Genomic DNA, 23,573 nt, shown 5'->3' on the forward strand with positions numbered 1-23,573 from the left:
CTCTCCGGCTGGCTTTCGAGGGGAACGTAGCAGCGGCTGCGCGGACTGGGAAGAAGTTGCGCAGTAAATGGCGGTGACTTTCTCCCCTGACAGGACAAAGGCTGGACAGGCGGCCGTCGACCTGCTGGTGTGACGGCCGCACTCTCACGATCAACTCAACAGGGGGAACAGATGGAGGCGGACGTCACCGCTGGGGCCGGGCGCCGCGTCAGCACGCTGGAGCTCTTCTTCGATCTCGTCTTCGTCTTCACGCTGACCCAGCTGACCGTGCTGCTCACGCACGAGCTGTCCTGGGCCAACGCGGGCCGCGTGGTCCTCGTCTTCACGGTCGTCTTCTGGATGTACGACGCCTACGCCTATCTCACCAACCAGGTACCGCCCGACCGCCCTTGGCGCCGGCTCCTCCTCATCATCGGGATGGGCGGCTTCCTCGTATGCGCGCTCGCGGTGCCGACGGTGTTCGGCGCGGGCGGCGTCCCCTTCGGCCTCGGCTACCTCCTCGTCGTGGTGGTCCACACGGCCCTCTACACGCTGATGCACGGCCGGGACGTGGCATGGTTCGCGCTCCCCAACATCCTGGGCGCGCTCGCGGTGACGGGGGCGGGCGCGGCGGACGGCCGCACCGCGGAGGCCCTGTGGCTCCTCGCCCTCATCCTCCAGATCGCGACACCGCGAGTGATCGTGAGGGCGACGCGGCGGGAGAAGACCGCGACCGGGACGGCCACGCCGGGCCTCGGCCAACTCGGCCTGCGCCTGGGCGGATTGAGCGCCACCCACCTGGTCGAGCGGCACGGCCTCCTCCTCATCGTGGCGCTCGGGGAGTCGATCGTCGCGATCGGGGTCGGCGCGGGCGACCTGCGGATCACCGGGCAGCTCGCGGCCGGTGCGTTTCTGGCGCTCGCCGTCGCGGCGGCGCTGTGGTGGACGTACTTCGTGCGTGACGAGGGCGCGGCGGAGGCGGTGTTCGCCCGCACGCCGCCCACGCGCCGGTTCGCCCTCGCGATCCGGGCGTACTACTACGCGTTCCTGCCGATGCTCCTCGGCATCGCGTTCTTCGCGGCGGGCGTGAAGAAGTCGATCGGCCACCTCACCGAGTCCCTGCCCACGGCTCCCGCGCTGGCGCTCGCGGGCGGCGTGGCCCTGTTCCTCGCGGGCGACGTGGCGTTCCGCCGTGCCCTGCGGTTCGGCCCCTTGCGCTACCGCGCGACGGCGGTTCCGGTCACGCTCGCGACGACGCTCCTGGGCACGGGCTTGTCGGCGGTGGCGGAACTCCTGGGCTTGGTGGTGGTGTTGGTGACGATGCTGGCGACGGAGACGGCACCACGTGAGAGCGAACACACCGCCCCCGCGTGAGAGCACATCCGCCCACCCGCGTGAGAGAGATACGGGTGGGCGGGTGGGAGACCGCCGCGGAGCGGCGGGGAAGTCACGCGGCGGAGCCGCGGAGAGTCAGGGCCGCGGAGCGGCGGGGAAGCCACGCGGCGGAGCCGCAGCAAAGCTCCGTCGCGGAGCGACGGAGAGGGACCAGTTCCCGGCGGCTAGCCCTCGCGGTGGTGGTACGTCTCCCTCGTATGCTCCGTATGCGCCCGCATGACCTCCGTGGCCCGCCGCTCATCACGCGCGGCGATCGCCGCGATCAGCGCCCGGTGCTCGATCCAGGACTGCTTGCCCCGCTGCCGAGCCACCGGCGTGTAGTACCAGCGGACCCGCCGGTCCACCTGCCCCGCGAGCTCGGCGAGGACCAGGTTGCCCGCGAGCTCCATGACCTTGCCGTGGAACGCCGCGTTCGTCGCGACGACCAGGTCCACGTCCCCGTCCGCGACGGCCTGTTCGCCCTTCGCGCAGAGCTCTTCGAGGGCGGTGATCCCGGACGTGCCCGCGTTGGCGGCGGCGAGCCGGGCGGCCTCGGCCTCCAGGAGCGTGCGGACGGTGAGGAGCTGGTCCGCCTCCTCCTCCGTCGGCTCGTGCACGAACGCGCCCTGTGCGGGGCGCAGATCGACCCAGCCCTCGGTGTTGAGACGCTGCAGCGCTTCCCGTACGGGCTGCCGCGACACCCCGAGGTGCCCGGCGAGTTCGCTCTCCACCAGGTGCTGGCCCGGCTGCAGGGCGCGGGTCGTGATGAGTTCGAGCAGCGCCTCGTAGACCCGCTCCCGCAGCGGACCGGGCCGCTCCAGTCTGGGCACGGCCCCCTGTGGCAGTCCTGCGGACAACATCACGCCCCCTCTGGCCCCGGTGTGCGGTTTCGGCCAACGCCCCATTGCCTTTTGTCTACAGTCTACGGAGCACAATGACCAGGGCCAGGGGCAGTTGAGCCAGTCACACGCGCGAACTCGCCGGGCCACCCGCCGCCACGAGGAGGCGCCCGACCCGCTGCCGCAAGGGACGCACCACCCGCCTACGGGCAGCGCACCACCTGTCCCGCGTACGACAGGTTGCCGCCGAACCCGAAGAGCAGGACGGGGTCCCCGGTGACGATCTCGCCGCGCTCCACCAGCTTCGAGAGGGCGAGCGGCACGCTCGCGGCCGAGGTGTTGCCGGAGTCGACGACGTCGCGTGCGACCACCGCGTTGACCGCGCCGATGCGCTCGGCGAGGGGTTCGACGATGCGCAGGTTGGCCTGGTGCAGGACGACCGCGGCGATCTCGTCCAGGGCGAACCCGGCCCGCTCGCACGCCTGCCGGGCCAGCGGCGGCAGCTGCGTCGTCGCCCACCGGTACACCTTCTGCCCCTCCTGCGCGAAGCGCGGCGGCTCGCCCTCGATCCGCACGGCGTCGCCCATCTCGGGCACCGAGCCCCACAGCACCGGCCCGATGCCGGGTTCCTGGCCCGGCTCGCACGCCTCGACGACGGCCGCTCCGGCGCCGTCCCCGACGAGGACGCAGCTGCTGCGGTCGGTCCAGTCCACGATGGAGGACATCTTGTCGGCGCCGATGACGAGGGCGCGGGTCGCGGCGCCCGCCCGTACCGCGTGGTCGGCGGTGGCGAGGGCGTGGGTGAACCCGGCGCACACCACGTTCACGTCGAGGGCCGCGGGGGCCGGGATGCCGAGGCGGGCGGAGACGCGGGCGGCCATGTTCGGGGAGCGGTCGACGGCGGTCGAGGTGGCCACCACCACGAGGTCGACGCCGTCGGGCGTCAGACCCGCCGCGGCGAGCGCCTTGGCCCCCGCGTGCCAGGCCAGCTCGTCGACGGGCTCCTCCGGGCCCGCGATGTGACGGGTGCGGATGCCCACCCGCGACCGGATCCATTCATCGCTGGTGTCGACCATGGCGGCAAGGTCCTCGTTGGTGAGCACACCGGACGGTTGATAGTGACCGACGGACGTGACGCGCGAGCCATGCATGGAGCGGATCCCCCTTTTATGCCGAGTTGCCGGAGCTGCGGGACCCACCAGTCTGGTCAGAGACTGATGGGTAACCGTGCACGTAAAGCGACAGGAATGCGGCAGCGGGTTTGGATGGATCTCATCAATTCCGCCACCTGGTGAAGAGACGCACGGACCTGTGCACGCGTTGAGCGGAGCGTGACCGAACATCACCGCACCGCGGTCAGGATCCCACAACAAAGGCACGTCGGCAGGGGTATTGAAAGCGGCTTGGAAGCCCGAACCGGGCTTCCTGGTAGGCCAGTTGACCAGCGCATATGCCGATCAGATCCAGCCAATACCGGCTCGTTGACCGGTTTTCTACTGGCCTTCGGCGCCAGGAGTCACCCCGGCCACCCCGGCGCGGGGCGTCACCCGGTGAACAGCTGTGTCGCCTTCCGTACGAGTTCGTACAGACCGTAACCCAGCGGGGCGAGCACCCAGAGCCAGGCCGCGGTGATCAGTGCCCGGCGACGGGGCGGGACCGCGGGGGCCACGGGGGCGGCGGAGGGGGCGGGGTCACTGGGGAGCGGGCTCGTCGGCGTGGGCATCTGCGGCCTTCCTGGGGGCGGGGATGTGGTGGCGGGCGTGGACGGGGCGGACGAGTTCGTTGGCGACGAAGCCCACGGCGAGCAGCGCGATCATGATCGTGAGGGAGAGGCCGTAGAGCTCGGGGCCGTGCTTGCCCGCGTCCTTCTGGTGGTCGGCGACCCGGTTCACGATGAGCGGCCCGAGGACGCCGGCCGTGGACCACGCGGTGAGCAGGCGGCCGTGGATGGCGCCGACCTGATAGGTCCCGAAGAGGTCCTTCAGGTAGGCAGGGATGGTGGCGAACCCACCCCCGTAGAAGGAGAGGATCACCAGCGCGCAGACGACGAACAGCGGCTTGGAGCCGTCGCCGAACCGGGCGATGAGCAGATACATGAGCGCGCCCGCGCCGAGGTAGAGCCGGTAGACGTTCTTGCGGCCGATGCGGTCGGAGGCGGAGGACCAGCCGATGCGCCCCGCCATGTTGGCGGCGGAGAGCAGCGCGACGAAGCCCGCCGCCGCCGAGACGGACACAGGGGTGTCCGAGTCCGCGAAGAAGTCGGTGATCATCGGGGCGGCCTTCTCCAGGATGCCGATCCCGGCGGTCACGTTCATGCAGAGCACCAGCCACAGGCACCAGAACTGCGGGGTGCGGATCGCCTGCCGCGCGGAGACCTGCGGCCCGTCGAGCGGCGCGGGAGCGCCCGGCTTCGGCGCCACCTCCGCCCGCGGTACGCGCACCAGGGCGACCCCGAGCGCCATGAACACGGCGTACGTGAGCCCGTGCACCAGGAACGCGAGCGCGATGCCGTCCGCGTCCGCGCCGAAGGAGTCGAGCATCCGCGCCGACCACGGCGAGGCGATGAGCGCGCCGCCGCCGAAGCCCATGATGGCGATGCCCGTGGCCATGCCGGGCCGGTCGGGGAACCACTTGATCAGCGTCGACACCGGCGAGATGTACCCGATGCCGAGCCCGATGCCGCCGACGAAGCCGTAGCCGAACACGATCAGCCAGTACTGCCGCGTGGCGGCGCCGAGCGCGGCGAGCAGGAAGCCGGAGGAGAAGCAGGTGAGGGCGACGGCCATGGCCCAGCGCGGGCCGTTGCGTTCGACGAGGGTGCCGCCGAACGCCGCGGACAGGCCGAGCATGACGATGCCGAGCTGGAAGGGGAGCGCGCTCTGGGTGCCGCTGAGGTCGAGCGCGGATTCCAGGGGCGGTTTGAAGACGCTCCAGGCGTAAGCCTGGCCGATGGAGAGGTGCACCGAAAGGGCGGCGGGCGGTACCAGCCACCGGCTCCAGCCGGGTGGCGCGACGGGGGGTCTCATGATCCCGAACGGTAGGAATCCGCCGGGCAGTTGGGAAGAGGGCGGGCATCCCTTCGTCCGCTCCTTCGTCCGCTCCTTCGTCCGCTCCTTCGTCCGCCCCTCATCCGCCCCTTCGTCGACGATATGCAATCTGCCGCGAGGCGCGTCAGACCTCTTGCTGGCCCAACTTCCATACTGTAGACAATATTCCATCGACAGTCGGCGACCGCTGTGAGCCTTCCGGCGCCGACCGCCGTCCACTTCGAGCCTTCTTCGGATCCCTCGACCGAACGGAGCGCCCCACCGTGAAAGTCGCAGTACTCGGCGCCGGGGCGATCGGCGCCTATGTCGGAGCCGCGCTGCACCGCGCGGGTGCCGACGTCCATCTCGTCGCCCGTGGACCGCACTTGACGGCCATGAGGCAGCACGGCGTCCGGGTCCTCAGCCCGCGCGGCGACTTCACCGCGCAGGCCCACGCCACCGACGACCCGGCCGACATCGGCCCCGTCGACTACGTCTTCCTGGGCCTCAAGGCCAACTCGTACGCGGCGTGCGGACCGCTCATCGAGCCCCTGCTGCACGACACCACCGCGGTGGTCGCCGCGCAGAACGGCATCCCCTGGTGGTACTTCCACCGGCACGGCGGACCGCACGACGGCCACCGCGTGGAGAGCGTCGACCCGGGCGGCGCCGTCAGCGCGGTGCTCGCGCCGGAGCGCGCCATCGGCTGCGTGGTGTACGCCGCAACGGAGTTGGCGGGGCCGGGCGTCGTCCGGCACCTCGAAGGCACCCGCTTCTCCCTCGGCGAACCCGACCGCTCCCGCTCCCCGCGCTGCGCCGCCTTCAGCGAGGCCATGGTCGCGGGCGGCCTCAAGTGCCCCGTCGAGCCCGACCTCCGCGCCGACATCTGGATCAAGCTGCTCGGCAACATCTCCTTCAACCCGATCAGCGCCCTCGCCCGCGCCACGATGCGCGAGATGTGTCTGCACGGCGGCACCCGGCGCGTCATCGAGATCATGATGTCGGAGACCCTCGCGGTCGCCGCCGCCCTCGGCTGCAAGCCGGACATCTCCATCGAGCGCCGCCTCGCGGGCGCCGAACGCGTCGGCGACCACCGCACCTCCACCCTGCAGGACCTGGAGCGCGGCAAGCCCCTGGAGCTGGACGTCCTGCTCGCGGCCGTCGTCGAACTGGCGGACATCACCGGGGTTCCGGTGCCGACGCTCCGCACCGTCCACGCCATCTCGGACCTGCTCGCATTGAGGACCGCCGCATGAGCCGCATGAGCCGTACGAACCACACGAGCAAACGCGACCGAACCCCCAAGACCTACACCCGCCTCACCCACCCCCTCGTACGGGACTCCCGCGACGAGCCGTTCCGCCCGGCGACCTGGGAGGAGGCGCTCGACCGTGTCGCGGCCGGACTCCGCTCCGCCCAGGGCGCGTTCGGGATGTTCTCCTGCGCCCGCGCCACCAACGAGATGAACTACGTGGCGCAGAAGTTCGCCCGCGTCGTCATGCGCACCAACAACGTCGACTCCTGCAACCGCACCTGCCACGCCCCGAGCGTCGCGGGCCTGTCCGCCGCGTTCGGCTCGGGCGGCGGCACCTCCTCGTACGAGGAGGTGGAGCAGACCGACCTCATCGTGATGTGGGGATCCAACGCCCGCTTCGCGCACCCGATCTTCTTCCAGCACGTCCTGAAGGGCATCAGGAACGGCGCCCGGATGTACGCGGTCGACCCGCGCCGCACCAGCACCGCGCAGTGGGCGGAGAGCTGGCTCGGCCTGAACGTCGGCACGGACATCCCGATGGCGCACGCGATCGGCCGCGAGATCATCCACGCGGGCCTCGCCAACCACGCCTTCATCGAACGGGCCACCACCGGATACGACGACTACAAGGCCCTCGTCGAACCGTGGACCCTCTCCCTCGCCGAGAAGGTCACGGGCGTACCGGCCGCCGCCATACGGGAGTTGGCGCACGCCTACGCCCGCGCGGAGCGGGCCCAGCTGTGCTGGACGCTCGGCATCACCGAGCACCACAACGGCACGGACAACGTCCGCGCCCTGATCAACCTCTCCCTCCTGACCGGCCACGTGGGCCGCTACGGCTCCGGCCTGCAGCCCCTGCGCGGCCAGAACAATGTGCAGGGCGGCGGCGACATGGGCGCGATCCCCAACCGCCTGCCCGGCTTCCAGGACATCCTCGACGACGCGGCGCGCCTCAAGTTCGAGTCGGCGTGGGAGGTGCCGATCCAGCCGCGCTACGGCCTGAACCTCACCGAGATGTTCGAGGCGATGGAGGCGGGATCGCTGCGGGCGGTCTACTGCATCGGCGAGAACCCGGCCCAGTCGGAGGCCGACAGCGACCAGGCGGTACGCCGCCTGCGGGCCCTCGACTTCCTCGTCGTCCAGGACATCTTCCTGACGAAGACCGCCGAACTCGCGGACGTCGTGCTGCCCGCGACGGCGGGCTGGGCCGAGACCGAGGGCACCACGACCAACAGCGAGCGCCGCGTCCAGCGGGTGCGCGCGGCGGTCCGCCCGCCCGGCGAGGCCCGCGAGGACATCGACATCATCTGCGACCTCGCCGCCCGGCTCGGCCACGAGTGGAAGTACGCGGACGCGGAGGCGGTCTGGAACGAGCTGCGCTCCCTCTCCCCCGACCACCACGGCATGACGTACGAACGACTGGACTCCCTCCAGGGCATCCAGTGGCCCTGCCCCGACGAGGACCGTCTCGAACCGACGTACCTGCACGGCAGGTTGTGGGAGACGGACGAGACCGCGCGCGGCGACGCCGCCCCCTTCGGCCTGGTCGCGCACGACCCGCCGGTGGACCTCACCGACGAGCGGTACCCGATCCGGCTGACGACCGGCCGGCGGCTCGACTCCTACAACACCGGTGTGCAGAGCGGGAGTTTCGCGTCCCCGCTGCGCCGCGGCGAGTACGTGGAGCTGTGCCCGGAGGACGCGGAGCGGTACGGGGTGGCGGTCGGCGAGGAGGTCCGGGTGTCCTCGCGGCGCGGCGCCGTCCTCGCCCCGGTCTGGGTGGACCCCGGGCTCCGCCCCGGACTCGCGTTCATGACCATGCACTTTCCCGACGAGGTGGACACCAACCAGCTGACGATCGAGGCGAACTGCCCGATCGCGGGCACGGCGGAGTTCAAGGCGTCGGCGATACGCATCGACAAGCTGACGGCAGGGGGCTGAGCGGACGTGGATCTGCGCTTCGGTGACAGCAAGCCGACGGACGAGGAGCGGGCGGCGGTCGACGCGCTGCTCGGCCCGCCGGACTCCGCCTGGGAGGGCGCCGGCGACCGGCCGGAGGCCGATCTGCGGTGGGCCAGGGGCGGGCGGGAGGCCCGCGAGCGGCGCGATCTGCTGTTGCCGGGGCTGCACGCGCTGAACGACCGGGTGGGGTGGGTGAGCGAGGGCGGCCTCGACTACCTGTGCCGCCGTCTGACGGTGCCGCCGGCGGAGGGGTACGGAGTGGCGACGTTCTACTCCATGTTCTCGGTGCGGGCGCGGCCTGCGACGGTGGTGCGGGTGTGTACGGACATCGCCTGCGGGGGCGCTGCGCTGTGCGCGGAGGTGAGGGCGCGCTCGGGCCCCGCGTCCGGGGTGGCGGTCGAGGCGAGCCCTTGCCTGGGCCTGTGCGAGCGGGCCCCGGCAGCCCTGGTGGTACGCGCGGGTGCGCCTGCGGCGCCTGCTTCCCCGACCCCGCCCCTTCCTGAAGGGGAAAGGGAAACCCCGTACGCCACCGCCGTCGTCGCCCCCGCCACCACCGACTCCATCGTCCTCGCCGCGGCCTCCCCCGAGTCCGCCGCCCCGGAGCCCCCCGCATCGATGGCGGTCCCCCAGGCAGGCAGCAACGGCCTCGTCCTCCTCAAACGGGTCGGCACCGTGGACCCGGAATCCCTCGACGACTACCGGGCCCACGGCGGCTGGACCGCCCTCCGCCACGCCTTCGCCCTCGGCCCCGCCGCCGTCATCCGCGAGGTCACCGACGCCGGCCTGGTGGGCCGAGGGGGCGCCGCCTTCCCCACGGGAAGGAAGTGGCAGGCCACCGCCTCCCAGCCCGACCGCCCCCACTACCTCGTCTGCAACGCCGACGAGTCCGAGCCGGGCACCTTCAAGGACCGCGTGCTGATGGAGGGCGACCCGTACGCCCTCATCGAGGCGATGACCATCGCCGGGTACGCGACGGGGGCCCACCACGGCTACCTCTACCTTCGGGGCGAGTACCCCCGCGCCCTCACCCGCCTGACCCGCGCCATCGAACAGGCCCGCTCCCGCGGCCTCCTCGGGGACGACATCCTCGGCCAGGGGTACTCCTTCGACATCGAGATCCGCCGGGGCGCGGGCGCCTATGTCTGCGGCGAGGAGACGGCGCTCTTCAACTCCATCGAGGGGTACCGGGGCGAGCCCCGCTCCAAGCCGCCCTTCCCCGTGGAGAAGGGGCTCTTCGGCAAGCCCACCGTCGAGAACAACGTCGAGACCCTCGTCAACGTCCTCCCGATCCTCACCCTGGGCGCCCAGGCGTACGCCGCCATCGGCACCGGCACCTCCACGGGCCCCAAGCTCTTCTGCGTGTCGGGAAGCGTCGAGCGGCCCGGCATCTACGAACTCCCCTTCGGCGCCACCCTCGGCGAGCTCCTGGACCTCGCGGGACGGCCCGGCAACCTCCGCGCGATCCTGCTCGGCGGAGCCGCGGGCGGCTTCGTGCGCCCCGACGAACTGGACATCCCTCTCACCTTCGAGGGCACGCGGGAGGCGGGGACCACCCTCGGCTCCGGAGTCGTGCTCGCCCTCGACGACACCGTGCCGCTCCCCCGCATCCTGCTCCGCATCGCGGAGTTCTTCCGCGACGAGTCCTGCGGCCAGTGCGTGCCCTGCCGCGTCGGCACCGTCCGCCAGGAGGAGGCCCTGCACCGCCTCCTGGACCGCACGGGGGCGGCCGCCGCCGACGACGTCGCGCTGCTGCGCGAGGTGGGCCGCGCCATGCGGGACGCCTCGATCTGCGGCCTCGGGCAGACCGCGTGGAACGCCGTGGAATCCGCCATCGACCGCCTGGGGGCGTACGAATGATCACGAACCGTCACCGGGAGGCGTCCGCATGACCGCGATACCGCTTCAACCACCGCGCCGCCTCGTCGAGTTCACCCTCGACGGGCAGGAAGCCAGGGTCCCCGAGGGGGCCACCCTCCTCGACGCCTGCCGCGCCGCCGGAAAGGACGTCCCGACGCTCTGCGAAGGCGACACCCTCACCCCCAAGAACGCCTGCCGCGTGTGCGTCGTGGAGGTGGAGGGCGCCCGCACCCTCGCCCCCGCCTGCTCCCGCAGGGCCGAGCCCGGGATGAAGGTCCGCACCGACACCGAGCGCACCCGGCACAGCCGGAAGATCGTCCTCGAACTCCTCGCGTCCTCGGTCGACTTGTCGACGACCCCGAAGGTCGCGGGCTGGCTCAAGGAGTACGAGGCGAAGCCCGACCGCTTCGGCCCGGACGCGGCCCGCCTGAACGAGGAGCCCAAGGTCGACAACGACCTGTACGTCCGCGACTACGACAAGTGCATCCTCTGCTACAAGTGCGTCGACGCCTGTGGCGAGCAGTGGCAGAACACCTTCGCCATCGCGGTCGCCGGGCGGGGCTTCGACGCCCGGATCGCCGTGGAGCACGACGCTCCGCTGACCGACTCGGCGTGCGTGTACTGCGGGAACTGCATCGAGGTGTGCCCGACGGGTGCGCTCAGCTTCAAGAGCGAGTTCGACATGCGGGCGGCGGGGACCTGGGACGAGTCCGCGCAGACCCAGACGACGACCGTGTGCGCGTACTGCGGAGTCGGCTGCAACCTGACGCTGCACGTGCAGGACAATGACATCGTGAAGGTCACCTCGCCGCACGACAATCCGGTGACCCACGGCAACCTCTGCATCAAGGGCCGCTTCGGCTACCAGCACGTACAGAACCGGGACTGATCAAGGCATGGGACGAGTCACGGAACGACGGCGCGTCATCCGGATCCGGGACGGGCGCGTCAGCGAGCGGGCGGACACCCTCGTCACCGAGGAACCCCTGGAGATCCGCCTGAACGGGAAACCACTCGCGATCACGATGCGCACGCCGGGGGACGACTTCGCGCTGGCTGCGGGGTTCCTGGTGAGCGAGGGCGTGCTGGCGTCCGCCGACGACCTGCAGTCGATCGTCTACTGCGCGGGCGCGACGGAACGGGGCACCTCCCGCTCGAGCGGAGCCGGGAGTGGGGGAGGGTCCAACACCTACAACGTCGTCGACGTGCGGCTCGCGCCCGGCGTCCCGGTCCCCGACATCACCCTGGAGCGCAACGTCTACACGACGTCGTCGTGCGGCCTGTGCGGCAAGGCCAGCCTCGACGCGGTGCGCACCCAGGCCCGGTTCCCGCTCGCCGACACTCCCCCGGTCCGGCTCGGCCCCGGCCTGCTCGCGAGCCTCCCCGACCGGCTGCGCGCCGCTCAGCGGGTGTTCGACCGGACCGGGGGCCTGCACGCGGCGGCGCTGTTCTCCGAGGAGGGCGAGCTGCTCGACATACGGGAGGACGTGGGCCGCCACAACGCGGTCGACAAGCTGGTGGGCCGGGCGCTCCAGGAGGGCCGGCTGCCGCTGTCCCGGGCCGTGCTGCTGGTGTCCGGGCGGGCCTCCTTCGAGCTGGCGCAGAAGGCCGTCATGGCGGGCATCCCGGTGCTCGCGGCGGTCTCCGCGCCGTCCTCGCTCGCCGTCGACCTCGCGGCGGAGACCGGCCTGACCCTGGTCGGCTTCCTGCGCGGGGCGTCCATGAACGTGTACGCGGGTGAGCACCGCGTCGCCCTTGAGGCACCGGCCGTCCAGGGCTGAACCGCTCCCCCGCCACACGGCGGCGGGCCCGGACCGGGCGGGGAGCGCCCCCTGCGCCCGGCCGGGCCCACACCGCCGCCCGGTCATGGAGTGGCTCGGGCCCGCGCCACCAGGAGCACCGCCACGGCGCCCACGCCGCAGAGGATCCAGCCCGCCGTGGACAGCCCGGCGAGGGTGCCGAGCACGGCGACGCCGAGGGCCGAACCCGCTTGCCGGACGGCGTTGAGCGCGCCCTGGCTGGTCGCCGCGTACGCGGGCGGGGCGGACAGGGCCATCGCGGCGGCGGCGCCCGGGATGGACAGCGTGCCGGTCGCGGCGAGGGCAAGCTCGGCCGCGACGATCAGCGGCAGCGGCGGGTTCGAGGTGGTCACGAGGGTGAGGAGCAGGCCCGCGAGGACCGTGGCCGTCATGCCCGCGAGGAGGACCGGTCGGGGGCCGTGGCGGGCCACGAGGCGGCCGGTGAAGAACGGCATCACGCACACCGGGAACACGATCGGCAGTGAGGCGAGCCCGGCCTCGAACGGCGTGAGCGCGTACGCGCGTTGCAGCCACACGGCGAAGAGGTACATGCCGCCGAAGTAGGCGAAACAGGACACCGCGGCGGCCACCATGGCGGCCCGGACCCGGTCCAGGGCGAGCAGCGCGGGCGGCAGGACGGGGGCGGCGGCGCGGCGCTCCACGAGGGCGAGGGCGGCGAAGGCGAGTACCGCGGCGGCGACCGGCAGCAGGGCGGCCGCCGAGCCCCAGCCCTCGATGCCCGCTTCGACGAGGCCGAAGGTGAGCAGGCCGAGCCCCGCGGTGGACAGGAGCAGTCCGGGGCGGTCCAGGGGGCGGCGGGCGGCGCGGGCGGGCGGCGTCGGGACGCGCCGGGACAGGAGCAGCGCGGCGAGCGCGATGGGCGGGTTGACGAGGAACACCAGGCGCCAGCCGCCGAGTTCGACGAGGGCGCCGCCGAGGACGGGGCCGACGGCCGCGCCGATGCCGCTGAGCGCGGTCCAGGCGCCGATGGCCCGGGTGCGGCGGGCGGGGTCCGGGTTGAGGTGGATGAGCAGGGCGAGCGAGGCGGGCACGAGCCCGGCGCCCGCGGCACCGAGGAGTCCGCGCCCGGCGATGAGCGCCCCGGCGCCGGGCGCGAGGGCGCAGAGCGCGGACAGCACGGCGAACGCGGCGAGCGCGGTCAGGTAGACGCGGCGGGCGCCCCACCGGTCGGCGATGACGCCGCCGGCGAGCAGCAGTCCGGCGAAGACGACGGTGTAGGCGTCGACGGTCCAGGGCAGCGCGGCCGCGGCGGGGTGGAGGGAGCTCTGCACGTCGGGGACGGCGACGTTGAGGATCGAGGTGTCGAGGAGGACGAGCAGGTTTCCGGCGGCGATGCCGAGGAAGGTGCGGCGCGATCGGGCGCCGGGCGCCACCTGTTGAGGCGCGCCGGTGGTGCGGGGCAGACTTTCCGTGGTCATGGGGCGAGCGTCGCCCGAGGGGTGCGGGGGCGGCGACGCCGGACGTCCGATGCCCCCATCGGAGAGTCCGATGGGGCGTGGGTAGGGTGACGCGGTGGACACCCGCTATCTGCGCGCCTTCGTCGCGGTCGCCGACCACGGCGGCATCTCCGCCGCCGCCCGGGCGCTCGGCTACGCCCAGTCCAGCGTGAGCGCCCAACTCAAGCGCCTGGAGGCCGATGTGGGTGCGGTCGTGCTGCTGCGGGCGGGCACGGGCGCGAGCCTCACCGAGGCCGGGCACCGGCTCCTTCCGCACGCCCGCGAGGCCCTCGAACTGGACGCGCGGATACGCAGGGCGGCGCTCGGCGACCGGCCCCGGCTGCGCATCGGCGCCCAGGAGTCGCTCGCCCACGCGTGGCTGCCCGAGGTGCTCGCGGCTCTGGAGTACGGGGCGGCGGGCACGGACGTGAACGTCGACGTCGAGCTGACCGTGGGCGTGCGCAGCCGGGTGGAACGGGCCTTCGGGGCGGGCGAGTTGGACCTGGTCTTCCAGTACGACAACGGGCTGCGGGCGCTCGGCGCGCACACCGTCGTGGGCCACGACCGCACGGTTCTCGTGGCGGGCCCCGGCCACCCGCTGGCCGGGCGCCGGGCGGTGACGCCCGAGCAGACCCTCGCGTACGGCTTCCTGGTCTCCGAGCCCGGCTGCACCCTGGAGCTGCTGCTCGACCGCTTCGGCGAGGACTCGTTCACGGGCTCGCGGCAGTCACGGGTGACGGGCTCCATCTCGGCGCTGCTGCGCCTGGCCGGGCACGGCCACGGCCTGTCGCTGCTGCCGGAGATGACGGTCGCGCGCGAGCTGGAGAGCGGTGAGCTGGTCCGGCTCGACCTCACGGAGCGGCTGCGCCCGGTGAGCATCGTGGCCCAGTGGCAGCCCCGCCTCGGCCCCGCCGAAGGCCCGCTGCGCGCGCTCCTGGACCTGGCTCGTCGCGCGGACCCGCTACCGGAGGTCACGCACGGGTGTGGTGATCCAGCAGGCGGGTCAGCAGGTGCGTGAGCTGGTCGCGTTCGGCCTGGCTGAGTGGTGCGAGCAGTTCGTCGTGGAGGGTGTCCAGGACCGTGTCGAGGCGGCGCAGGTGGCGGCGGCCCTGCGGGGAGATCGTGATGAGGTTGCGGCGCTGGTCGTCGGGGTCCGGTGTGCGCTCGACGAGCTGCCGTTCGGCGAGTTCCTTGAGCACGCCGACCATGTCGCTGCGGTGGATGCCGGAGCGCAGGCTCAACTCGGCCTGGCTGCCCGGCCCGTACTCCTGCAGTGAGGCGAGCACGGCGTAGTGCCACTTGCGGGCGTCGGCGCGGGCGAGGCCGTCGTTGATCAGCCGGTCCGAGCGCGTGGTCAGCTGCGACAGCAGCCGGCTCGGCAGTCGGCGCAGCCGCTCGGGCGTCCTGGTCATGGCGCCGATCCCCTCCATTGCGTTAGTGGGACCAACGATATACGTTCACTCACGCCCACACCGTTAGTGCCACTAACGCTGAAGCCGCCGTCACGCGAACTGCCGCCGTCGGGCGACCTCAGGACCCGGCGCCGAGAATGCGAAAGGAAGATCCGCCATACCCACCCAGACGCTCACGACACTGCAGATCCCCACCCCGGACGGCGAGGCCGACGCGTTCGCCGCCTTCCCCGACGACGGCGGGCGGCACCCGGGGGTGCTGATGTACGCGGACGGCTTCGGCATCCGGCCCGTGCTGCGGGAGCTGGCCCGCGAACTGGCCGGGCACGGCTACTACGTCCTCGTCCCCAACTTCTTCTACCGGCACGGTCCGGCGCCGCTGTTCGACCTGCCCGAGCACATCGGGGAGGACGTCAGGCCCGCGGTCATGGCCCAGGTGATGCCCCTGCTCCAGGCACACACCACCGAGCGGATCCTGCGCGACGCCGACGCCTACCTGGACTTCCTCGGCTCCCGGCCCGAGGTCGCCGCCGGACCGGTCGCGGTGACCGGCTACTGCATCGGCGGCCTGCTCGCGATGCGCACCGCCGCGGCCCACCCCGGCCGCGTGGCCGCCGTCGCCGGATTCCACGGCCCCGTGAGCGCCGGCGGGCCCGACGACCTGCGCCGCCTTCTCGCCACCCTCACCGCCCGGGTCCACCTCGGCCACGCCGAGAGCGACCTGACGCCCGAGGCCCTCCGCGAGCTCGACCAGGCGCTGGACGCCGCCGGGATCGACCACACCTCCGAGATCTACCCGGGCACCGTCCACGGCTTCACCATGTCCGACACCGACGCCTTCAGCCCCTCAGGGCTGCAGCGCCACTGGGAGCGCCTGCTCCCCCTCCTGGCCGGTACCCTGACGGCCTGAAGAGCGACGCGGCCCGACAGCCCCGATTCCCGCACCATGGGGCACAAGTGGGCCCGCGATGACCGCCGGGCGGCGAGAATCGAACGAGAACGCCGCCCGGCCCGCCGTGGCCGGCCCCGGCGCTCTCGCCCCCGCACCCGACCGACGTGGAGCCGCTCATGACCACCGCACAGGACCTCGCGATCGTCGCCGCGGAGCTGACGCCCGACCGGACCGTGGAGCAGGGCGAGCTGTCACTCGCGCTCGCCGGGGCCGAGGTGCTGGACCTGGTCGAGGCCGGAGCCCTGGCCGTGGACGGCGACCGTCTCCTGCCGGGAAGCCAAGTCCGCACGGGGGAACGCCTGTTGGACGAGGCCGCCGCAGCGCTGATACGGCAGGAGCCGCACGAGTCGGTCGAGGACTGGCTGTGGCGCCGGGGCCAGGGACTCTTCACGGCGTACGCCGACGACCTGGCGCGGATCGGGCTGACGACCCGGCAGCCGAGCCGCTGGGACCGACTGCGGACCGGGCGGACGGCACCGACCACCCCCACTGCCGCCACCACCCCCACTGCCGCCACCGCCTCCACCGCCGCCTCCGCCGCCCGGCACCGCGCCGAGGGTCGCTGGTCGGCGGGCGAGCCCGTGCTCGCGGCCCTGGCGTCCGCCGCCGGCCTGCGCGCCGAGCCGGTCGAGGACACGGAGGAGCTCGCCGGTGACGCGGTCGCGGCGGTGCTGGCCGCCGTCGGCGGCGCCGTCCAGGAGCTGCAGGCCGTACGGCAGCGCAAGGCGATCGAGGACGCGGCGTTCGACAACGTCTGGCGCGGCTACTGACCCACCACCCGCTGCAGCATCCCCAGGAACTGCGTACGCTCGGCGGCCGAAAGGGGCGCGAGCAGCTCGGAGTTGGCGCGTTCCGCGGCGCGGGCGCAGCGTTCCACCGCAGCCTTGCCCTCGTCCGTGAGGGTGATGGCGTTCTTGCGGCGGTCGTGGGGGTCGGGGGCGCGCAGGACGAGTCCCGCGGACTGCAGGTCGTTGATGATGCCGACCATGTCCTTGGGGTCGAGCGAGACGGTGCGGCCGAGCTCGGCCTGGGCGACGGGGCCGCGGTCGGCGACGGCGGACAGCACGACGTGGTGCCACATCTTCATGTCCTCGCCCGCGAGCGCCTCGGCGACCAGGCCGCGCCCGCGGGCGGCGGCGCGCCCCAGGAGCCAGCTGGGGAGGGTGCGGATCGTGCTGGGTGCGGGAGGGGTGCTTGCCATGGGAGGGAGCGTATCGAAGAACCGTTGGACTTCCCAATGAAGTTCCCTGTACGGTCTTCATTTGTTGGGGTTCCCAATGGTTCTCCCTGCCCCCTGTCCTGCTCCACCTTCCCGCTCCCTGCCTGGAGGCACCCGTGCGTCGCGTTCGCTACGAAGTCAGCGGTGGCCCCGAAGTCCTGTTCCTCGAAGACGTCGACGTTCCCGTACCCGGCGCCGGTGAACTCCTCGTGCGCAACGAGGCAGTCGGGGTGACCCTCCCCGTGGTCCGCAAGGTGCGCGAGGCCCGTGCACCCGTCGCGCTCGGCGGTGAGGTCGCCGGGGAAGTGGTGGCCGTGGGCGAGGGCGTCACCCGGTACCGGGTCGGCGATCGCGTCACCGGGCTCGTCTTCGGGCACGGGTACGCCGACCACGCCCTGTTGCACTGCGACATGGCCTCCCCCGTGCCGGACGGGGCGAGCGCCGTCGACGCCGTGGCCCTCGTCCGCAGCGGCCTCGTCGCGTACGGGGCGCTGGAAGCCGCGCGGCCCGCCGCCGGAGAGGCCGCCCTCGTCACCGGCGCCGCCAGCGGGGTCGGCCATCTCGCCCTGCAACTGGCCCAGTTGAAGGGGGCGTCGCGCGTCGTGGCCGCCGCCTCCGCGCCCGACGGGGCCACGTTCGCCGCGAAGGAGGCGTTCCTGCGCGGGCTCGGGGCCGATGAGGTCCTCAGCTACGACGACCTCGCCGACGAGGAGCGGCGGGGGGACGGCGCCGACTACTGCCTGGACGCCGTCGGCGGTGAGCTGCTCACTCCGGCCGTGCGCTCCCTCGCCCCGCACGGCCGCCTGGTCGCGTACAGCTCGGGCGGCGGCACCGTCGCGGCGTACGACCTGCTCGTGGGCGCCAAGTCGGTCATCGGGTTCCAGATGCGGATCGTCGCGCAGGGGCGGCCCGAGCGGTACGAGGCCTGGCGGCAGGAGCTGTGGCGGCTGCACGGCGCCGGGCTCCTCAAACCCGCCGTGCACGCCGAGTTCGGGCTCGCGGACGCGGCGAAGGCGCATGAGGTGATCGAGGGGCGCGCAAACCTCGGAAAGGTCGTCCTGGTCCCCTGAGGTCCGCCCGAGGGCGCTTCGCACTCCCCTGGCGCACGCTTCTTGTGGGCGGCGATTCGCCCCAAGTAGCGTCTGTGGCGCGCACGTTGGACGTGGGATGTCAGGATGTCCAGTCGCCATGAAGGGCGGACCGCACCATGCCTACTGCCAGTCTCCGTGTACGCCTGAGAACGCTCGGCACCACCACAGCCGCACTCGCCGCCGCCCTCGCCGGGGCCCTGCTCCCGGCACCGGCCGCGCACTCCGCCGAACCGGCACAACGCACCGCCGCCAGCCCGCCCTTCGAACAGCAGGTCCTGTTCAAGGCGTCCCAGGATCCCGGCTACGCCTGCTACCGGATACCCGCCGTCGTGAAGACCGTGAAGGGCACCCTCCTCGCCTTCGCCGAGGGCCGCACCCGCGACTGCAGCGACGCCGGTGACATAGACATCGTGGTGAAGCGGTCCGAGGACGGCGGCCGCACCTGGGGCCCGCTCCAGGTCGTCAACGAAGGAGCGGGCGACACCCACGGCAACCCGGCGCCCGTCGTGGACCGCGAGACCGGCCGCATCCTGCTCGCCGAGACCTACAACACGGGCCGCACGGACGGGAAGAACTGCGATGTGCCGTGCGACCGCACCCCGCACCTGCAGTACAGCGACGACGACGGCCGCAGCTGGTCGGCGCCGCGCGACCTCAGCGACGAGATCCTGCCCGACGACTGGAACTCCTGGTACGCCACCGGGCCCGTGCACGGCCTCCAGCTGACCCGCGGCCACCACCGCGGCCGCCTCGTCTTCACCGTCAACGCCGAGACATGGAACGGAAGTCGGGTCACCGCCAACCACGCCGCGCTCATCGTCAGCGACGACGGCGGCGACCACTGGCGGGTCGGCGCCCGGGACTCGTATCCGATCGCGGACGACGGGACGTTCCGGCAGAAGCCGTCCGAGATGACCATCACCGAGCGGCACGACGGCGCGGTCTACGTCAGCGGCCGGGAGCAGGACGGCACGGACCTCGGCCACCGCACGCACACCCTCAGCCGCGACGGCGGCGACAGCTTCGTGGCCCCCTTCCGCGCCCTCCCCGACCTCTACACACCCCAAGTCCAGGGCTCCACCCTGCGGTTGGGCAACCGGATGCTGCTCGCCTGCCCGGGCGACCCGGACCGGCGCCGGACCATGATGATCCGGTCCTCGTACGACGGCGGCCGCACCTGGGACAGCTTCGACCGGGGCACCGTCGTCACCACGGACTGGTCCGGCTACTCGGACATGGTGCAGGCCGACGACGACCACGTGGGCCTGATGTACGAGGGCGGGGCGGTCGACGCGCGCGACGAGATCCGCTTCGCCCGCTTCACCGAGGACTGGCTGAAGCCGCGCCGCGGACCGGACCCGAAGACCACCGACCGCGCCTGGTTCGCCCGGCCCGCCGCCGTGCTCGGCGGCGCCACCGAGACCGAGGGACGCATCGGCGGGGCCCTCTCCTTCGACGGGACCGACGACTCCGTGCGCCTGCCCTACAGCGACCGACTCCCGCTCGGCACCCAGGACTTCACGGCATCCCTGTGGTTCCGCTACACCGCCACCAGCGGTGAGCAGCCGCTGCTGTGGATGGGCGGCGTCGGCACCAATCAGCCCCAGGTGTGGCTGCGCGGCGAGCCCGCCAGCAAGCGCGTCACGGGTCTGATCACCACGCGGGACGGCGCGACGCCCCCGAGGTCCGCGTCCGTGTCCACGACCGGCGCGTACAACGACGGCCAGTGGCACCACATCGCCCTGCGCCGCACCGGCGGCCGCCTCACCCTCTTCCTCGACGGCACCCCGGTCAGCGCCCCGGACGTCCCGGGCACCGTCTCCCGCAACTCACCCTTTGGTGTGCACATCGGTGAACGCCTCGACAGCCGCGCCCACTTCACCGGCGGCATCGACGAAGTCCGGGTATGGGACCGGGCGTTGAGCGACGAGGAGATCGGCGATCTCGGCTCGGCGCGGTCCGCGCGGGGCGCTGTGACCCGGGACACCGTGCTGTGGCTGCCCATGGACCACATCCGCGGAAGCAACTAACGTCCCGGGCGTGTCAGCCGACCATGGACCCACCGGGCGGCCCGGACGCGGGAGTTCCCGCCGCCGGGTCTGGCCGGCCGTACTCCTCGGCCTCGCCCTCGCCGCGATCCTGCTCACCGCCCTCCCGGACGACGACCGGGAGGGCGGTGCGGTCTGCGGGCCCCGCACCGTCGCGTCCTGGTCCGCCGACACCGAGCTGACCGGGGCCTTCGCCCGCTACGGCGACGACACGAAGCGCGCCGACGACTGGACCGGCGGCGACGGCACCCACTCGGTGCGGCTGCCCGACGGCCGGGTGCTCTGGCTGTTCTCCGACACGTATCTGGGCCAGGTGCACGCGCCGCCCAACCCGGCGGGCCAGCCGCACACGTGGCGGGACGCGACGGCGCCCTTCGTGCGCAACTCCGGTGTGGTGATGAGCCGTTCGGGCTCCCTGGAGCGGACCGTCGCCGCGCCGCTCTTCACCGACCCGGCGCCCGGGCAGTGGCGGTGGCCGGTCGCCGCGAAGGTGGAGCCGCGCTCGCCGGGCTCGGACGAGCAGGTCGTCCGGGTCCTCCTGTGGAGCCGTACGACGGGCACGGGGCCCTGGATCTACGGCGTCCCCACCGCCACCGAGGTCGCCACGCTCTCCCTGCCCGACCTGCGCCTCGAAGGCATCGTGACGGTCTCCGACCAGCGCGCGGTCGCCGCCCCCGAGGAGCGCGTCCTGTACGGCACCTCGACCGTCGACGCCGACGGCTGGACGTATGTCTTCGGCGGCAACGACGGCCAGGCCGCCGCGCGCCCCGCCTCGCACGCCTACGTCGCCCGCGTCCCGCACGGCCGGCTCGCCGAGCCGGGGGCCTGGCAGTACTGGGACGGCAAGGACTGGACCGCCCAGGGGGCCGTCACCGCCAAGGGGGCGCCGAAGAAGCCGAAGCCGGTGCTCGGGGACGGGCAGAAGCGGGGCGTGGGCAGCGCCTTCAGCGTCGCGCGGGTCGACGGCACGTACGTCCTGTTCACCATGGGCGCCGGCGCCGAGGCGCTGAGCGCCGTCACCTCGTACTGGGCCTGCTCCCCCACCGGCCCCTGGCACGGCCCCGCCAAGGGCTTCGCGCCGCCCCTGCCGAAGGACGGCGCCGCCCGCCAGGACACCGCCGCCTACAACCCGCAGGTGCACCCCGCGCTCAGCGGGGACGGCCGCCTCGTGCTGAGCTACGACGTCAACTGGCTGGACGCGACGCCCTCGGCGGCCGCGGCCAACATCAGCCGGAACGTGTCCCTGTACCGACCGCGGTTCGTGTCCCTGAAGCTCGCCCAGGAGCGCTGACGAACTCCTCCGGATCGCGCGAGCGGCGCTTGGCGATGACCGCGCACACCATCAGCTGCATCTGGTGGAAGAGCATCAGCGGCAGCACCGCGAGGGACGCCTGCGCGCCAAACAGGACGCTCGCCATGGGCAGTCCGGCGGCGAGGGACTTCTTCGAGCCCGCGAACTGGATCGCGATCCGGTCGCCCCGCGCGAAGCCGAGCCTCTTGGCCCCGTACCAGGTGAGCGCCAGCATCACCGCGAGCAGCACCGCCTCGACGGCGAGCAGCGCGCCGAGCCGCAGCGGGGTCACCTGGTGCCAGATGCCGCGCACCATGCCCTCGCTGAACGCGGTGTAGACGACGAGCAGGATCGAGCCGCGGTCCACGAAGCCCAGGATCTTCTTGTGCCGGGCGATGAAGCAGCCCACCCAGCGGCGCAGGAACTGTCCGGCGAGGAACGGCACGAGGAGCTGCAGCACGATCTTGAACAGCGAGTCGGCGGAGAAGCCGCCGCCGCTGTTGCCGAGCAGCGCCGCCGCGAGCAGCGGCGTGATCACGATGCCGATGAGCGAGGAGAAGGAGCCCGCGCAGATCGCCGCGGGCACGTTCCCGCGCGCGATCGAGGTGAACGCGATGGACGACTGGATGGTCGAGGGGACCAGGGTCAGGAAGAGGAATCCGCTGTAGAGGGCGGGCGTCAGGACGTACGGGACGAGTCCCCTGGCCGCGGCCCCGAGCAGCGGGAAGACGAGGAACGTGGCGGCGAGGACGGTGACGTGGAGCCGCCAGTGCTTGAGTCCGTCGAGCGCCTCGCGGGTGGACAGGCGCGCCCCGTACAGGAAGAACAGGAGGGCGACGGCGCCGGTGGAGGCGCCGGACGCGATGTCGGCGGCCGCTCCGCGCGCGGGCAGCAGCGCCGCGATTCCCACGGTGCCGAGCAGGGCGAGGATGTACGGGTCGACCGGCATCCACGACGGCCACGTCAGGCGTTTCATTGGTTCCTTGCTCTCGTGCGGCCCGTGCCGGGCACGCTCGTGCCGCGCGCGCCGGGCCCTGGGTCAAGATCGCGCGCTCTCCATGATCCTCCTCAACCCCATGATCGGGAATCCCGCATACCGCTCTGACTGTCATCACGCTTCATGATGGGTAGGCTCGGCCCCGTGTACGACCCCTCGCAGCTGCGCACCTTCCTCGCGGTGGCCCAGACGCTGAGCTTCACGCAGGCCGCCCGCCGCCTCGGCCTGCGCCAGTCCACGGTGAGCCAGCACGTGCGGCGCCTGGAGGACGCGGTGGGGCGCCAGCTCTTCACCCGGGACACCCACGGGGTGGAGCTGACCGAGGACGGCGAGGCGATGCTGGGCTTCGCGCGCCGCATCCTCCAGCTGTACGAGGAGGCGGCCGCGCACTTCCGCGGGACGCGGCTGCGCGGGCGGCTGCGGTTCGGCGCCTCCGAGGACTTCGTGCTGACCCGGCTCACCGACATCCTGGAGACCTTCCGGCACGACCACCCGGAGGTCGACCTGGAGCTGACCGTCGAGCTCTCGGGCACGCTCCACGCCCAGCTGGACGCGGGCAAGCTCGACCTGGTCCTGGCCAAGCGCCGCCCCGAGGACCCGCTCGGCGAACTGGTCCGGCACGACGAGCTGGTGTGGATCGGCGCGGAGCGGCTGCGCCTGGACCCCGACCGGCCGGTCCCGCTGATCGTCTACCCGCCGCCCGGCATCACCCGCGCCCTGGCCCTTCAGGCCCTGGAGCGCAGCGGCCGCGCCTGGCGCATCGCCTGCACCAGCGGCAGCCTCAACGGCCTGGTCGCCGCCGCCCGCGCGGGCCTCGGCGTGATGGCGCACTCCCGCGGCCTGATCCCGCCGGGCCTGGTCCGGATCCCGGACCGGGCGGGCCTGCCCGAGCTCGGCGCGGTCGACTTCGTGCTCCGCCACGGCGAGCGCAGGGCCCGCGCGCAGGAGGCCGCGGACGCGCTCGCGGCGGCGATCCTGGCGGGCGGGGACCGGCTGCACCGGACGCGCTGACCTG

General features: G+C 72.8%; 21 protein-coding genes. 13 read left to right on the forward strand and 8 right to left on the reverse strand.

Annotated features, from left to right (window positions below):
- Positions 1-171 precede the first annotated feature (171 nt).
- The gene (locus tag ACQB60_RS08250; protein WP_496925166.1) at positions 172-1,353 is read left to right on the forward strand and encodes a low temperature requirement protein A; all 1,182 of its coding nucleotides are present in this window, start codon (positions 172-174) and stop codon (positions 1,351-1,353) included.
- A gap of 185 nt (positions 1,354-1,538) precedes the next feature.
- Here the strand turns inward: ACQB60_RS08250 and ACQB60_RS08255 are convergent, their stop codons facing one another.
- The 4 genes from ACQB60_RS08255 to ACQB60_RS08270 form a co-directional block, all read right to left on the reverse strand.
- Positions 1,539-2,213, reverse strand: a complete 675-nt coding sequence (locus tag ACQB60_RS08255; RefSeq protein WP_496925167.1) for a GntR family transcriptional regulator — start codon at positions 2,211-2,213, stop codon at positions 1,539-1,541.
- Between the two features lie 182 nt (positions 2,214-2,395).
- Entirely contained in the window at positions 2,396-3,343 is a 948-nt protein-coding gene (locus tag ACQB60_RS08260; RefSeq protein WP_496925168.1) for a beta-ketoacyl-ACP synthase III, read from the reverse strand.
- Positions 3,344-3,735: 392 nt separating this feature from the next.
- A complete protein-coding gene (locus ACQB60_RS08265) occupies positions 3,736-3,861 on the reverse strand; it encodes an MFS transporter small subunit (protein WP_496925643.1) in 126 nt (41 codons plus the stop codon).
- 22 nt (positions 3,862-3,883) lie between these two features.
- A complete protein-coding gene (locus tag ACQB60_RS08270; protein ID WP_496925169.1) occupies positions 3,884-5,218 on the reverse strand; it encodes an OFA family MFS transporter in 1,335 nt (444 codons plus the stop codon).
- A gap of 284 nt (positions 5,219-5,502) precedes the next feature.
- Here ACQB60_RS08270 and ACQB60_RS08275 point away from each other — a divergent pair, with 284 nt between their 5' ends.
- From ACQB60_RS08275 to fdhD, 5 genes are read left to right on the forward strand one after another with little or no spacing between them, the layout of a single operon-like run.
- Positions 5,503-6,474, forward strand: coding sequence for a 2-dehydropantoate 2-reductase (locus ACQB60_RS08275; protein WP_496925170.1), 972 nt, complete (start codon positions 5,503-5,505; stop codon positions 6,472-6,474).
- Entirely contained in the window at positions 6,471-8,414 is a 1,944-nt protein-coding gene (locus tag ACQB60_RS08280; protein ID WP_496925171.1) for a molybdopterin oxidoreductase family protein, read from the forward strand. The genes ACQB60_RS08275 and ACQB60_RS08280 overlap by 4 nt, the downstream gene beginning before the upstream one ends.
- Before the next feature lie 6 nt (positions 8,415-8,420).
- Positions 8,421-10,292 carry an NADH-ubiquinone oxidoreductase-F iron-sulfur binding region domain-containing protein gene (locus ACQB60_RS08285; RefSeq protein WP_496925172.1) on the forward strand — a complete coding sequence of 624 codons (1,872 nt, stop codon included), beginning with the start codon at positions 8,421-8,423 and terminating at the stop codon, positions 10,290-10,292.
- Positions 10,293-10,320: 28 nt separating this feature from the next.
- Positions 10,321-11,181 (forward strand): 2Fe-2S iron-sulfur cluster-binding protein, encoded by an 861-nt coding sequence (locus ACQB60_RS08290; RefSeq protein ID WP_496925173.1) that lies wholly within the window; start codon positions 10,321-10,323, stop codon positions 11,179-11,181.
- A gap of 7 nt (positions 11,182-11,188) precedes the next feature.
- The gene (gene fdhD, locus ACQB60_RS08295) at positions 11,189-12,073 is read left to right on the forward strand and encodes a formate dehydrogenase accessory sulfurtransferase FdhD (RefSeq protein WP_496925174.1); all 885 of its coding nucleotides are present in this window, start codon (positions 11,189-11,191) and stop codon (positions 12,071-12,073) included.
- Between the two features lie 83 nt (positions 12,074-12,156).
- Here the strand turns inward: fdhD and ACQB60_RS08300 are convergent, their stop codons facing one another.
- Positions 12,157-13,530 (reverse strand): MFS transporter, encoded by a 1,374-nt coding sequence (locus ACQB60_RS08300; protein WP_496925175.1) that lies wholly within the window; start codon positions 13,528-13,530, stop codon positions 12,157-12,159.
- Positions 13,531-13,624: 94 nt separating this feature from the next.
- Here ACQB60_RS08300 and ACQB60_RS08305 point away from each other — a divergent pair, with 94 nt between their 5' ends.
- The gene (locus ACQB60_RS08305; RefSeq protein WP_496925176.1) at positions 13,625-14,566 is read left to right on the forward strand and encodes a LysR family transcriptional regulator; all 942 of its coding nucleotides are present in this window, start codon (positions 13,625-13,627) and stop codon (positions 14,564-14,566) included.
- On the opposite strand, the gene ACQB60_RS08310 is transcribed toward ACQB60_RS08305, so the two are convergent.
- A complete protein-coding gene (locus tag ACQB60_RS08310; RefSeq protein WP_496925177.1) occupies positions 14,520-14,960 on the reverse strand; it encodes a MarR family winged helix-turn-helix transcriptional regulator in 441 nt (146 codons plus the stop codon). The genes ACQB60_RS08305 and ACQB60_RS08310 overlap by 47 nt on opposite strands.
- Positions 14,961-15,141: 181 nt before the next feature.
- On the opposite strand from ACQB60_RS08310, the gene ACQB60_RS08315 reads away from it, so the two are divergent.
- Positions 15,142-15,870: a dienelactone hydrolase family protein gene (locus ACQB60_RS08315; RefSeq protein WP_496925644.1), complete on the forward strand. Its 729-nt coding sequence runs from the start codon at positions 15,142-15,144 to the stop codon at positions 15,868-15,870.
- A 158-nt stretch (positions 15,871-16,028) separates the two neighbouring features.
- A complete protein-coding gene (locus tag ACQB60_RS08320; protein ID WP_496925178.1) occupies positions 16,029-16,682 on the forward strand; it encodes a GOLPH3/VPS74 family protein in 654 nt (217 codons plus the stop codon).
- Here ACQB60_RS08320 and ACQB60_RS08325 read toward each other — a convergent pair.
- The gene (locus tag ACQB60_RS08325; protein ID WP_496925179.1) at positions 16,676-17,113 is read right to left on the reverse strand and encodes a MarR family winged helix-turn-helix transcriptional regulator; all 438 of its coding nucleotides are present in this window, start codon (positions 17,111-17,113) and stop codon (positions 16,676-16,678) included. The genes ACQB60_RS08320 and ACQB60_RS08325 overlap by 7 nt on opposite strands.
- A gap of 134 nt (positions 17,114-17,247) precedes the next feature.
- Between ACQB60_RS08325 and ACQB60_RS08330 the strand changes: the two genes are divergently transcribed.
- From ACQB60_RS08330 to ACQB60_RS08340, 3 genes are all read left to right on the forward strand, one after another.
- Positions 17,248-18,201 (forward strand): quinone oxidoreductase family protein, encoded by a 954-nt coding sequence (locus ACQB60_RS08330; protein ID WP_496925180.1) that lies wholly within the window; start codon positions 17,248-17,250, stop codon positions 18,199-18,201.
- 137 nt (positions 18,202-18,338) lie between these two features.
- Positions 18,339-20,252: an exo-alpha-sialidase gene (locus tag ACQB60_RS08335; RefSeq protein WP_496925181.1), complete on the forward strand. Its 1,914-nt coding sequence runs from the start codon at positions 18,339-18,341 to the stop codon at positions 20,250-20,252.
- 10 nt (positions 20,253-20,262) lie between these two features.
- Positions 20,263-21,561 (forward strand): DUF5005 domain-containing protein, encoded by a 1,299-nt coding sequence (locus ACQB60_RS08340; protein WP_496925182.1) that lies wholly within the window; start codon positions 20,263-20,265, stop codon positions 21,559-21,561.
- Here ACQB60_RS08340 and ACQB60_RS08345 read toward each other — a convergent pair.
- Positions 21,497-22,537, reverse strand: coding sequence for a bile acid:sodium symporter family protein (locus tag ACQB60_RS08345; protein WP_496925183.1), 1,041 nt, complete (start codon positions 22,535-22,537; stop codon positions 21,497-21,499). The two genes, ACQB60_RS08340 and ACQB60_RS08345, sit on opposite strands and share 65 nt — an antisense overlap.
- A 165-nt stretch (positions 22,538-22,702) precedes the next feature.
- Between ACQB60_RS08345 and ACQB60_RS08350 the strand changes: the two genes are divergently transcribed.
- Positions 22,703-23,569, forward strand: a complete 867-nt coding sequence (locus ACQB60_RS08350; RefSeq protein ID WP_496925184.1) for a LysR substrate-binding domain-containing protein — start codon at positions 22,703-22,705, stop codon at positions 23,567-23,569.
- Positions 23,570-23,573 lie beyond the last annotated feature (4 nt).

This window comes from Streptomyces odontotermitis, assembly GCF_050510915.1.
In the GTDB taxonomy this organism is placed as follows: domain Bacteria; phylum Actinomycetota; class Actinomycetes; order Streptomycetales; family Streptomycetaceae; genus Streptomyces.

What these genes read in the sequence shown, in the direction of transcription:
- ACQB60_RS08250 (WP_496925166.1), top strand. Translation starts at nt 172, where the DNA reads ATGGAGGCGGACGTCACCGCTGGGGCCGGGCGCCGCGTCAGCACGCTG.
- ACQB60_RS08300 (WP_496925175.1), bottom strand. Translation starts at nt 13,530, where the DNA reads ATGACCACGGAAAGTCTGCCCCGCACCACCGGCGCGCCTCAACAGGTG.
- fdhD (WP_496925174.1), top strand. Translation starts at nt 11,189, where the DNA reads ATGGGACGAGTCACGGAACGACGGCGCGTCATCCGGATCCGGGACGGG.
- ACQB60_RS08290 (WP_496925173.1), top strand. Translation starts at nt 10,321, where the DNA reads ATGACCGCGATACCGCTTCAACCACCGCGCCGCCTCGTCGAGTTCACC.
- ACQB60_RS08280 (WP_496925171.1), top strand. Translation starts at nt 6,471, where the DNA reads ATGAGCCGCATGAGCCGTACGAACCACACGAGCAAACGCGACCGAACC.
- ACQB60_RS08335 (WP_496925181.1), top strand. Translation starts at nt 18,339, where the DNA reads ATGCCTACTGCCAGTCTCCGTGTACGCCTGAGAACGCTCGGCACCACC.
- ACQB60_RS08260 (WP_496925168.1), bottom strand. Translation starts at nt 3,343, where the DNA reads ATGCATGGCTCGCGCGTCACGTCCGTCGGTCACTATCAACCGTCCGGT.
- ACQB60_RS08310 (WP_496925177.1), bottom strand. Translation starts at nt 14,960, where the DNA reads ATGACCAGGACGCCCGAGCGGCTGCGCCGACTGCCGAGCCGGCTGCTG.
- ACQB60_RS08325 (WP_496925179.1), bottom strand. Translation starts at nt 17,113, where the DNA reads ATGGCAAGCACCCCTCCCGCACCCAGCACGATCCGCACCCTCCCCAGC.
- ACQB60_RS08320 (WP_496925178.1), top strand. Translation starts at nt 16,029, where the DNA reads ATGACCACCGCACAGGACCTCGCGATCGTCGCCGCGGAGCTGACGCCC.
- ACQB60_RS08345 (WP_496925183.1), bottom strand. Translation starts at nt 22,537, where the DNA reads ATGAAACGCCTGACGTGGCCGTCGTGGATGCCGGTCGACCCGTACATC.
- ACQB60_RS08270 (WP_496925169.1), bottom strand. Translation starts at nt 5,218, where the DNA reads ATGAGACCCCCCGTCGCGCCACCCGGCTGGAGCCGGTGGCTGGTACCG.
- ACQB60_RS08255 (WP_496925167.1), bottom strand. Translation starts at nt 2,213, where the DNA reads ATGTTGTCCGCAGGACTGCCACAGGGGGCCGTGCCCAGACTGGAGCGG.